Source organism: Thermodesulfobacteriota bacterium (genome assembly GCA_035325995.1).
GTDB lineage: Bacteria > Desulfobacterota_D > UBA1144 > Nemesobacterales > UBA2774 > JADLGH01.
The window spans coordinates 1-11,468 of sequence record DAOKYU010000025.1; the positions used below are offsets into that span (position 1 = coordinate 1).

Genomic DNA, 11,468 nt, shown 5'->3' on the forward strand with positions numbered 1-11,468 from the left:
AGTGCGGCTTCTTCCGCGCAAATTTCTCCTTCGACATCTCGATACTACCTCCTTACGTAGTTGGAAAAACGGCTCTCTTCAGACAGCAAGTGGAGCCCACGAGCGGACTTGAACCGCTGACCTCATCCTTACCAAGGATGTGCTCTGCCGGCTGAGCTACGTGGGCTGTGAATAGGGTGAGCGGGAGACGGGATTCGAACCCGCGACCCTCAGCTTGGAAGGCTGATGCTCTAGCCAACTGAGCTACTCCCGCCTGGAATGCGTTGTAGCCACTGACTATCTGATTCGTGATGTTGGAAAACAAAAACTCTTCACCTTTCATATTATTGCCATGGGGAGGGCAGGATTCGAACCTACGTAGGCTTGCACCGGCAGATTTACAGTCTGCTGCTTTTGACCGCTCAGCCACCTCCCCTCCGTGGTAAATCATAGACACTTTTCCTGTTTGCGACATTTTCCTGTGGAGCTGGCGAAGGGATTTGAACCCCCGGCCTGCTGATTACAAATCAGCTGCTCTACCACTGAGCTACGCCAGCCGTATGGAATTCCCTGACTTTACCGGTTCTCCATTTATATAATGAAAGACAGATAGAATTCGCCCGTGTATAAAATCACCTATTGTAACACGACAGGAAGCATATTGTCAAGATCCGAAACCGGCTAAAATACCAATTAATAAAGAGACACTGTAATTTCGGCCTCCGTAACCTTGGAGTCACCCACCCACGCCTCGCATTCGAACTTTATGAGCCTCGAGCGCCTCTTCGCAATCCTCACGTCCATCTTCACTTCGTCGTTCGGATAAACCACTTTTCTGAATTTCACCTTTTCCAGCCCCGCGAGGTATGCCCCCGTTTGCCCCGCGGCCTTTATCTCCTCGGTAAACGAAGAATACACCAGGACACCGCCCGTCTGGGCCATGGCCTCGATCAGAATAACGCCGGGCACTATCGGGTTCCCAGGGAAGTGCCCCCTGAAAAAGTCTTCCTCCGGGCCGAAAGTCTTGGTAGCCACTATCCTGGCGCCGGACTCGAGCTCGACAACCCGGTCCACGAAAAGAAACGGGTCCCTGTGAGGGATTAGTCCCTTGATACCTTCTTTGTCAATCAAAATGACTTTAACTCCCTTGTATTATTAAAAGAATCCGTCCGTCCGAACCGTCAGTTCTTCGCGTCATACGCCTGTATGACTTTCTGCGTTATATCTATTGACGGATTCGAGAAGATCACGCCGCCCTCGGTCTTTTCTATTATCATCGTGTAGCCTTCCGACTGCCCGATGGACTGAAGGATTCCGTCGAGGTCCTTGAGTATCTTCTCCAGAAGCTCGAAATCCCTCTTCTGAAGCTCGTCCCTGAAGTCGGCGCGCGACCTCTGGAGCTCTTTGTCGAGATTTTCGATCTGGGCCGCCTTTTGCTTACGGGTCGCTTCGTTCATAACAGGCCCGTTCTGTATAAACTCGTTCTTAAGGCTTTCGAGCTGGGCGCTTTTGCTTTCGATAATCTGCTGCTTCTGTTTGAATTCAGCCTCGAAGGCGCTTTTCGCGGCCTTGCCGGCCTTCGAATTGGCGATAACCATCTGAAGGTCTATGACCCCGATTTTTGCACCACCCTGCGCATAGGATAACACCGGCGTCATCAAAACCATGGCAAGGATAAGAAAAAATACTCTCATGCTGAAACCTCCTTGAATTTAAAATAACGTTCCAACCGTAAACTGTATCTCGTAAGCGTCTTCTCCGGGCAGCCTGTCGCCGAGCGGAAACCCGATTTCGAGCCTTAGAGGACCGAGCGGCGAAATCCACCTCACACCGAAGCCGACGTCCTTTTTCAGGTCCATCGGGTTCAGAGTAGGCGTCTGACCATCGTTGAACGCATTTCCCATGTCAAAGAATATCGAGCCCCTGAGCCCCACGGAAGGCATGATCGGGAATACATAATCGGCCGAGAACAGAAGCTCCTGTACGCCGCCGATTATAACGAAATCCCCGTCCGCCGTCGGAACTCTCGGCCCTACCCTTCTGAAGCCGTAGCCCCTGAGCGAGTTCGGGCCGCCGAGAAAGTATCTCTCGCCGACGACGAGGTCGTTTCCGTTATTGCTGAAATCGATTATCCCGTACTGCCCCCTGATCGTAAATACCGTGCTCCACCACAGCGGAAACCACTGTCTCGAGGAAATACCGTACTTTATGAAGTCCGTATTTCCGCCGAACGGACCTCCGGCATACTCTACATCAGTACGGGTCAAATTTCCAGCACTCGGATCGAGGAAATTATTCCTCGAATCCCATATAATCCCCGCACCGACGCTGCTGATTGTCCTGTCGGAATTCGTGATGATCAGCCTGGCGTCGCTGTCCACGTCGCCTATCTTTACGTTTTCTATCCTGTACGTTAGCATTCCGGACAGGTTCCTCCAGAGAAGACGGCCGAAGGAAAGGCTCCCCCCCCACGATTTCCTGTCGAAGTCCCTGAACCTCCTGTCCGTCCTGAAGACGAGAATATCCATCGTCCAGTCCGTATCGAAGAGGTGGGGGTCCTGGTAATTGACGAAGAAGAGCTGGGTCACGCCGCCTATCTGCGCGTTAAGGGTTATCCTCTTCCCGTAACCGAAGAGGTTCGCTTCCTGGATCTGGCCGGCGAAGATGAACGTCTCGACCGAGCTGAATCCGCCCGCGACGCTGAAGAACCCCGTGGGCTTTTCCACGACCTTTACCTTAAGATCGATCTCGTCTTCCTTGCCGGGGACCCTGTCGGAAGCGACTTCGACGTTTTCCTCGAAGAACCCGAGCCTCGTAACCCTGGGCTTTATAGCCTCGACCCTGGTCGCGTTAAAGAGCTGCCCTTCCTGTATGGGTATCTCCCGCCTTATGACCTTGTCCCTCGTCCTCGTGTTTCCGATTATGTCTATCTGCCTTACGTATACCTCGATCCCCTTTTCGATGTTAAAGCTCACGTCGACGGTGAGATTCTGCCTGTCCAGCCTGAACCCGGGCTCGACGTTCGCGAAGGCGTAGCCCTTGTTGCCGTAAAAAGTGGTGAGCGCGGCTATGTCCTCGGCGAGGAGGCTCCCCCTGAATATCTCGCCGCTCTTCAGCTTGAGTATCGCCATGAGCTCGTCTTCGGGTGCGATCAGGTCGCCCGCGAAGGAGAGCCCCGAGACTGTATACTGTTTCCCCTCGTCTATCTTGAAGGTGATTATGTATCCCTTTTTCTCGTCGCTGTAGACGATTTCGGGCTTGCTGACCTTGACGTCGAGGTAGCCGTTATCTATGTAAGTAGTCCTTATCCTGTCGGAATCGCCTTCTATCTCCTGCGGGTTGTAGAGACCCTTCTTCGAAATGAACGAGAACATTCCCTTGGGCTTGGAATAAAGGCCCTTTTTCACGACCTTGGTCGGAAGGTTCTCGTTTCCGACGAAGTTGACCTGCTTTATATAAGCCTTCTTACCCTCTTTGATCTCAAAAGTGACGCTTACCGTGCCCTCGGCCTCGGGCTCTATGCTGTACGTGACCTCCGTCCCGACGAGGCCGTTCTGCGAATAGAGCTCGCTTATGGCCTCCTGGCTCTTCTTGACGTTCGAAAGGTCGATTATGCGTCCTTCCTTGACGGTTATGACTTCGAGTATCTTGTCGCTCTTGATGTCGTCGTTCCCGACTATCCTGAGGTCGGCGACCACGGGCTTCTCTTTGACGACGTATATAAGCTCGACGCCTCCCGGGACGTCTTCCGTTTCGGCGGAAACGTCCTCGAAGGACCCCATGTTGTATATCTTCTTTATATCCTCTCTCACTGTGGCGGCGGACAGCGGCTCGCCGACCCTGGAGGTTATGTTGAGGGCTATCGCTTCGCTCGCGATCCTCTTGTTGCCTTCTATATTTACCGCGACGATCGTCTTCGAGGCAGCCGCTTCGACCCCGGACTCGCCTTCCGCATCGGCACCACCCGCATCAGGGACTGTAGGCGTTGGCGCGGGCGCAGCATCGCCCGCCGGCGGCGCGTCCTGCGGTATTGCGGGCCTTACCTGTACGCTAAAAAGGAGCACGAATACGACGGCCACAAGGGCGGCTCCGTTCATGAAGGCGCTAATTCGCATCGACGATTTTTCCATCGGAAAGCCTTATTCTCCTCTGCAGCCGCTTGGCGATATCCATATTATGAGTAACCATCACGGACGATATCCCGTATTCGTCGTTTAACATGAGGAACAGATCCAGTATAGTGGCGCCGGTGTCGAGGTCGAGGTTGCCGGTCGGCTCGTCGGCCAGAATGACCTTCGGTTTGAGCACGACTGCCCGCGCGATCGCGACCCTCTGCTGCTCGCCGCCCGAAAGCTCCCCGGGCCTGTGTTCGAGCCTGTGCTCGAGCCCCACCCTCTTTAAAACCTGCAGTGCCATATCCTTCGCCTGCTCCATAGCTATGCCGTTTATGAGGCACGGCATCATGACGTTTTCAAGGGCGCTGAATTCCGGGAGAAGGTAGTGGAACTGAAACACGAACCCTATCTCCCTGTTCCTGAAAGCCGCAAGCTCCGTCTCGTTTTGCCGGAAGACATCCGTCTCGCCGTAGTGCACCTGCCCGTCCGAGGGGCGCTCCAGCGTTCCGAGTATGTGAAGGAGCGTGCTTTTCCCCGAACCCGAGACGCCTACTATTGCAAGCGTCTCACCGCCGGGGATATTTATATCTATTCCTTTCAGAGCTTCTACCTTGCCGCCTTTGGTCTCGAACACCTTCCACAAGTCTCGTACTCGAATGTCCATTCCTTACTCATACCTCAGTGCCTCAATCGGATCTTTTCGAGACGCTTGAAATGATGGATAGAGTGTCGCTATAAAACATATCAATATGCTGCAAACCGCAACTGTAAGAAAATAAAACGGTTCAATTTTAACTGGAAACTCGGAAATAGGATAGACATTATTGTCAAACGGAATCAGTTTTCTTATCGTCTCGCTCGTTTTGAGCATGTAGCAGATGCCGTATCCGGACAGGCTGCCGAGGAGTGTGCCTATCACCCCTATTATCATGCCGTCTATAACGAATATCTTGAGTATGCCTTCCCTGGTCGCCCCCATCGCCCTCAATATGGCGATGTCGCGTCCCTTTTCCATGACCACCATCGTAAGGGCGCTCACGATATCGAGCGCGGCGACGAGGATTATCAGCCCGAGGAATATGGCTATGGCTATCCTTTCGAGCCTGAGCGCCTTGAATAGGCTCTTGTTGACCTCTTCCCAGTTGCGGGCGTAGTAAGGGAAGCCGAGCGACGACGCGAGCTCGTTCCCTATGGTCTTCGCGGCGTAGATGTTGTTGACCTTCACCTCGACGCCCGAGGCCTGGCCGGCCATGTCGAAGAACTCCATCGCGTCCTTAAGACCGACGTAGGATATCGAGGAGTCGTACTCTATCATGCCGTAATCGAAGATTCCTATGACCTCGAACTTCTTGACCTTCGCCGTCGCCCCGAACGGGCCCATCTTGCCGAAAGGCGAGACGAGGCTCACCTCGTCGCCCTCGACGACGCCCAGGTTGGCGGCGAGCTCCTTCCCGATGAGGATAGCGGGCCTCCCCGATTCGGTTTCGACGCTTAACTTGCCCAGGAGCTCCTTCCCTATCCTGGCCGCCTGCTCGTCGGGAATCTTTTCCTTCTTGCCCTCGGTGTCGAGTATCCCGCGCCCGATGGCCTGCTCGATGTTCGTAACGCTCCCGGCGGTCTTCGGGTCGATGCCGCGGACGACGGTGCCCGACACGTTCCTCTCGCTGGCGAGCATCCCCTGCCCGTATATGAACGGGCTCGCCCCTTCGACGCCCGGAAACGCGAGCGCGTCCTTTTCTATCTTTTCGTAATCCTGCATCGGCCCTTCGTAGCTGAGGACGACGACGTGCGAGCTGACGCCGAGTATCTTGTCGCGGAGCTCCTCCTCGAACCCCCCCATGACGGAGAGCACGACGTTAAGGGCCATGACGCCTATTATCACGCCGAGCACGGATATGATTCCTATGATTGACGTAAACTTCTGCTTACGCCTTGAGCTGAGGTATCGGAGGCCTATGAAGAATTCGTAGCTCATTCGGGTTTCAGGTGCGGGAAGAAAATGACTTCCCTTATGGAAGGCGAATCGGTGAAGAGCATGACGAGCCTGTCGATGCCGATGCCTTCGCCGGCCGTCGGCGGCATGCCGTGCTCAAGGGCGGTAACGTAATCCTCGTCCATCTCGTGCACCTCTTCCTCCCCCTTCGATTTAAGCTCGAGCTGCCCCTCGAATCTCTCCCTCTGGTCTATCGGGTCGTTGAGCTCCGAAAAGGCGTTCGCGATTTCCCTTCCCGTTATGTATAGCTCGAACCTGTCGGTAAGCTCGGGATCGGCTTCGCTGCGCCGCGCGAGCGGAGACACGTCGAGCGGGAAGCCGTAGACGAATGTCGGGTTCACGAGGTTCCGCTCGTAGAGCGCCTCGAATATCTCGACGACGGCCTTCCCCCTTATGCCCTTGGGGTCTATACCCATTGAGCGGGCCTTCTCGAAGAGCTTCGCATTGTCTGAGACAGTATCCTTCCCGAGCTTCTCTTCGAGGGCTTCCGTGATGTTCATCCTCTTCCACGGCCGCGACATATCGACCGTGTCTTCCCCGTACTTGAAGACGAGCGAGCCCTTTAGCTCCATGGCCAGGGAGCATATGAGCTCCTCAGTGAGATCCATGAGGTCCTCGAAGGTCGCGTAGGCCTGGTAGAACTCGATCATCGTGAATTCGGGGTTATGCTGCGTCGAAACGCCCTCGTTCCTGAACGTGCGCCCTATCTCGTACACCCTCTCTATTCCGCCCACGACGAGCCGCTTCAGATAAAGTTCCGGGGCTATCCTCAGATAAAGATCCATGCCGAGGACGTTGTGGTGCGTCCTGAACGGGCGCGCCGCCGCACCGCCCGCAACGGGATGGAGTATAGGGGTCTCGACCTCGACGAAATCCCTCTCGTCGAGGAACCTCCGTATAAGGCTTATAATCCTGCTTCTGGTGAGGAATATATTCTTCACGTCCGAGTTCGATACGAGGTCGAGGTATCTCTGCCTGTACCTCATCTCGACGTCCTTAAGGCCGTGCCACTTTTCGGGAAGGGGGTGTAGGGTCTTCGTAAGGAACGTGAACCCGCTTACGTTGACCGTGAGCTCCCCGGTCTTCGTCTTGAAGAGCCGGCCTTTTATGCCTATAAAATCCCCGAGGTCCACGTACTTCTTGAAGAGCTTGAGCTCGTCCGGGCCGACGACGTCGGCCTTCATGTATCCCTGAATACGCCCCGACCTGTCAGCTATGTGGAAGAAGAGGCTCTTCCCGAAGTCCCTGAGCGCGACCAAGCGCCCCGCCAGGGTGAAGACGTCCTCGAGCTTCTCGAAATCCTCTGTAGGCATATCGCCGTACTTCGCGAGAAGCTCCCCGGCAAGGTGCTCGGGCTTGTATCCGTTGGCGTATGGATTTATTCCCAGGGCTCTAAGTTCGTTGAGCTTTTCTTTTCTCTGCTCGTATTGTTCGTTTTCCATTGTCGAATCAATGCTTCTACCCCTAAGGGCAGCGCCGTCAACGCGCCCTCATCCCCGGAAGCTTCTGTATTTTAACCGTAAATTGAAGATTAATCCTTCTTGGCGTCCAGAATAATATACGTGGCTATGGACTTGGCAACAAGTACATTTTCGTTATAGATATCGACGTCTACGGGCACTATCCTGCCCTCGCGGAGAGCCTTTGCCCTGGCTTCGATGACGCCGCCGCTCACAGGGTTGATGTAGCTTATCTTGAGCTCTATGGTCATGAGGCGCTTGTCCTCGAGGTCGAGCCCGTGGACGAGCGCTACCGCCGCCGCCGAATCGGCCAGCGTAGACAGCACCCCGCCGTGCGTGTATCCATACGGGTTTGCAAGGTTCTCGTGCGTATCCATGACGAGCCTCGCGTAGCCGGGCTTTACCTCCGCGATCTCTATCCCGAGGTGCTCCCAGAACGGCACCCTTGGGAAATTCTTTATGTAAAAATCTTCGTCGGGCATCGAATACCTCCGGGTAAAGGATTATATAGATTACCGGTGAAATCAGGGATTGAAACCTTACGCGCCGCGAGGGGCTTTTTGCGGGTCCTTCCCGTAGATGGCGAAGACGAGGAACCCGGCCGCGCAGACGGCCCCGGCAATGGCGAACATGGCGCGGAACCCTTCGAGCTCGGCGGCGACGCCGTACGCGAACACCCCGAGCATCCCGCCGAACGTGAAGGCGACGCTGCATATCGAAACTGCCTTCCCCCGGTCTTCGTCGGGCGTGAGGTCTATGACGAGGGCGTATATGGCCGGGTAGAAGAGCCCGTGCCCCGCGCCGAAGAATATGCCGGCGATAACGAGCGTAAGGGAATCCGTCACGAGCCCGAGCCCCGCGATGCTCGCCGAGAACACGAACAACGCCGGAATCGATACGAGCTTCTTCCCGTACTTGTCCGGCAGCCATCCGAAGAATATCCTCACGGCGAGGATGACGACCGTATACGTTATGAAGAAGAGCTCGAACGCGCCGACGCCTATCCTGCCGGCGAATATAGGGACGAAGGTTATCGCGGGGACGAACCCCGTCCCGGCGACGACGAGGGCGAACGCGGCCGCCATTACCCCCCGCCTCCTGAGCGCGCCAACGAACGAGCCGCGCATGCTTTCGTTGTCCCGGGGGACGCGCGGCTCCCTTATCCAGACGGCGGCCAGGAGGGCCGGCACCCCGAGGAGGGAGCAGAATATAAAGAAGTCGTCGAAGCCCCAGGCGTCCACTATCAGCTTCCCGATGTAAGGAGCGAGCGCGAAGTTCATCACGCTGAACATCCCGAATATGCCTATCGCGCGGCTCCTCTTTCCGGGCGAGGACACGTCGGCGATGAGAGTCCCCGCCGCGACGAAGCTCAGCGAAAGCGCCGCCCCGTGGAGGACCCGGAGGAGTGGAAAGAGGAAGTTTATCGTATGAATGTACGCGAACGGTATCGTCGCCAGCGATATGAGTATCCCGCCTGCGACGAGGAACGGCTTCCGCCCCCATTGGTCTATGAGTATCCCGACGGAGGGCGTTGTGAGGATTGTCGCCATGGACGCCGCCCCCATTATGAAGCCGATCATCGACTCGCTCCCGCCGAGCTCTTCTATCCTGAGCGGCAGAAGTATGAAGGCGTGGTAGTTGAAAAAGAATATGAATATAAAGAGTGTTACGAGGTTAAAATCCCTGTTGAAAAGGGGCCTGTCCATGGGGATCGAATCGTTCATCTCGCGTCCGGCGGGATAAGCTTATACAACAAAAATTAATAATAAAAATCGGCGGCCCTGCAGGTTATACTTTGTGAGAGGGCGAAACAAGGGGCCCACGGCCCCGAGAGCGGCTGACCATGTTCAAGAACTTTCTGATTCTAATCCTTGCAGTGCTTCTCGGGATTTCGAGCTACCTCCTCTACGCCAACAAGAACATAACTATAGACCTCGGGCGTGACGGAGCGCCCGTCACGGAGCGCATCGTCGTAAGGGAGACGTCCGCTCCGCCGCAGCCGGCTCCGGCCCCCAAGGCGGAGGGCGGGAAGCTTCCCGAAAAGGGAGGCACCGTCGTAAGCGGCGGGGACGAGACCATAGAGATTCCCTCGGACGAGCCCGAAGTGCACATGGAGCCGACCGTCGGGCTCAACATAGGCGACGAGCAGAAGATAGTTTCCAACTACAAGATAATCGGCCCGAGGAAATTCGCCCTTCTAACGGAGAAGGACGAGACGATGGTCGAGATCGACCTCGACACAGGACTCGTCGAAGTAAATCCCAAATACAAGCTCGACCAGGCGACTACCGAATTCTGGAAATCCGTGGGAAGGAAATACCCCGAAGTGTGCTTTGTGGGGGAGGAGTAAGATGCTTGATCCTCAGACTCCGTTCATCTAATACTGTTACATTCGCATAGTATTTGCCAGACAGTTTATCACACCTTTTCCGTGTCGATAATAATCTGTTATTTCATTGTATGAGACAATGGAATTTATTTGGCCCTGATGAGCAAATTCATGTCTCCACTTAATTAATTCTGAGTAGGAATTAATAATGCTAATTTTATTAGTCTTTAGGCTTTTTTTCTCTATTTCATCCAGTTTTTTTTTGAAACCGAACTACATATTTCTGACCAAACCGTTTTACATAATCATTTTTAAGCTCTTGTAATTTTATTCTTCCATTAAGTCTTTCAAAATACAAAAGGGTAAAGTTGCCTAAAACTTTGTGTTTTGCTGATGCGAAATCTGTAAATATATCCTTTATAGCAAGCTCATATACTGTTACTGCAGAGACAGCCACAAATCCTACATATCGTGAAGAGATAAAAGGATCATTAATTGTTTCAACAAATGAGTCCAAATGCAGAATTAGGTCGTCTGCAATCTTAAAGTGATCGTGATAAGGCATTTTTAATCAATAAGATATTCTTTAACTAACCTAAATCTTTCTCGTACAATTTGCGTATTAGTTGTAGATGTAGTAGTTACATCATTTATTTTTCTGTCTTTTTTTAGTTGTTTAAATCTTTCGCTCAAATTGTCCGGTATTTTATTGATATTATTGAGTAAAGTACAAAAAACTGAATCAAGAAATGCAGTATTGAGAGGCCCCCTTACATGAAATGGCTTCGGACCTAACATATTAATTATCAAGTCAGATGTTTTTATAAACAATTTTTCAAATTTTAGGATACCTTTAGTATCTCCTTTTTTGTTTTGTTCCATTGCCTTATTTAAAAACTCTTTCATCGGATTTTCATATTCATCGCTTTTCTGACTCAGAGCAAATAATCTCAAAACGAGCTCTACATCTTTTTGATGTTTATCGTAAGTAGTCTTACCAAGAATCTGTCGCCAGTTTGGATCTTTGTTAAGCTCTCTCAAGATGCGGACTATTTCACCACGAAAAACTACATTTCTAATTTCTTGTGGCTTTAGTGGCGTACCTCCCGTATTAAGCCGCTCAAAAATATGATAAATACTTGTCTTATCTCCAGTTGGAGACACTTGCCTTATATTTATAGCTCTCAAAACAGTATTTTTTAACTTTCTTTCATCCGAGTCGGATAGTTCGTCATATTTCTTATTGTAATATGGACTTTTCTTATCAAGACCTTGCAATCTAAAAACTTGTCGCTTTCCATGTATGTTTTCTAGTCCAAAATATCCTTCGAAATAGAACACCGTACTCAGTATTCTTTGTTGCCCATCTATAACGAGATTTTTATTTTCATCGTCGATGTAAAAGAAGACCGGAGGAACTGGCAACCCTAATAGAAAGGACTCCATCAGTAAAGATGACTGTCTTATGTTCCAAACAAATTCACGTTGGAATTCAGGTATGGTAATGTCTTGAGATTTCCACATATCAACTATTCCCTTTGACCTTCCCCCTAAAAACTAGTCCATTGTAAAAGAGAGTTCTCCTTGGTAAG

11 protein-coding genes and 4 tRNA genes are annotated in these 11,468 nt (G+C 52.5%); 1 reads left to right on the forward strand and 14 read right to left on the reverse strand.

What is annotated here, in order from left to right:
* Positions 1-90: 90 nt before the first annotated feature.
* The 12 genes from PKC29_15070 to PKC29_15125 form a co-directional block, all read right to left on the reverse strand.
* Positions 91-166: transfer RNA gene (locus PKC29_15070), tRNA-Thr, on the reverse strand.
* A gap of 13 nt (positions 167-179) precedes the next feature.
* A tRNA-Gly gene (locus PKC29_15075) sits at positions 180-253 on the reverse strand.
* A 79-nt stretch (positions 254-332) separates the two neighbouring features.
* Positions 333-415 (reverse strand) — tRNA-Tyr (locus PKC29_15080).
* Between the two features lie 46 nt (positions 416-461).
* Positions 462-536 (reverse strand) — tRNA-Thr (locus PKC29_15085).
* 136 nt (positions 537-672) lie between these two features.
* Entirely contained in the window at positions 673-1,110 is a 438-nt protein-coding gene (gene fabZ / locus PKC29_15090; GenBank protein HML96743.1) for a 3-hydroxyacyl-ACP dehydratase FabZ, read from the reverse strand.
* A gap of 50 nt (positions 1,111-1,160) precedes the next feature.
* Positions 1,161-1,673, reverse strand: coding sequence for an OmpH family outer membrane protein (locus tag PKC29_15095; GenBank protein HML96744.1), 513 nt, complete (start codon positions 1,671-1,673; stop codon positions 1,161-1,163).
* An 18-nt stretch (positions 1,674-1,691) separates the two neighbouring features.
* Positions 1,692-4,109: an outer membrane protein assembly factor BamA gene (bamA, locus tag PKC29_15100; GenBank protein ID HML96745.1), complete on the reverse strand. Its 2,418-nt coding sequence runs from the start codon at positions 4,107-4,109 to the stop codon at positions 1,692-1,694.
* Positions 4,084-4,758 carry an ABC transporter ATP-binding protein gene (locus PKC29_15105; protein HML96746.1) on the reverse strand — a complete coding sequence of 225 codons (675 nt, stop codon included), beginning with the start codon at positions 4,756-4,758 and terminating at the stop codon, positions 4,084-4,086. Before PKC29_15105 ends, bamA begins: the two co-directional genes overlap by 26 nt.
* A 3-nt stretch (positions 4,759-4,761) precedes the next feature.
* Positions 4,762-6,069 (reverse strand): lipoprotein-releasing ABC transporter permease subunit, encoded by a 1,308-nt coding sequence (locus PKC29_15110; protein ID HML96747.1) that lies wholly within the window; start codon positions 6,067-6,069, stop codon positions 4,762-4,764.
* Positions 6,066-7,529, reverse strand: a complete 1,464-nt coding sequence (gene lysS / locus PKC29_15115; GenBank protein ID HML96748.1) for a lysine--tRNA ligase — start codon at positions 7,527-7,529, stop codon at positions 6,066-6,068. The genes PKC29_15110 and lysS overlap by 4 nt, the downstream gene beginning before the upstream one ends.
* Positions 7,530-7,618: 89 nt before the next feature.
* Positions 7,619-8,029, reverse strand: coding sequence for a PaaI family thioesterase (locus PKC29_15120; protein ID HML96749.1), 411 nt, complete (start codon positions 8,027-8,029; stop codon positions 7,619-7,621).
* 57 nt (positions 8,030-8,086) lie between these two features.
* Positions 8,087-9,271: an MFS transporter gene (locus PKC29_15125; protein ID HML96750.1), complete on the reverse strand. Its 1,185-nt coding sequence runs from the start codon at positions 9,269-9,271 to the stop codon at positions 8,087-8,089.
* 119 nt (positions 9,272-9,390) lie between these two features.
* Between PKC29_15125 and PKC29_15130 the strand changes: the two genes are divergently transcribed.
* The gene (locus tag PKC29_15130) at positions 9,391-9,897 is read left to right on the forward strand and encodes a hypothetical protein (protein ID HML96751.1); all 507 of its coding nucleotides are present in this window, start codon (positions 9,391-9,393) and stop codon (positions 9,895-9,897) included.
* Positions 9,898-10,123: 226 nt separating this feature from the next.
* On the opposite strand, the gene PKC29_15135 is transcribed toward PKC29_15130, so the two are convergent.
* Both PKC29_15135 and PKC29_15140 read right to left on the reverse strand, forming a co-directional pair.
* Positions 10,124-10,333, reverse strand: a complete 210-nt coding sequence (locus PKC29_15135; GenBank protein ID HML96752.1) for a hypothetical protein — start codon at positions 10,331-10,333, stop codon at positions 10,124-10,126.
* Positions 10,334-10,443: 110 nt separating this feature from the next.
* Entirely contained in the window at positions 10,444-11,400 is a 957-nt protein-coding gene (locus tag PKC29_15140; protein ID HML96753.1) for a DUF262 domain-containing protein, read from the reverse strand.
* Positions 11,401-11,468 lie beyond the last annotated feature (68 nt).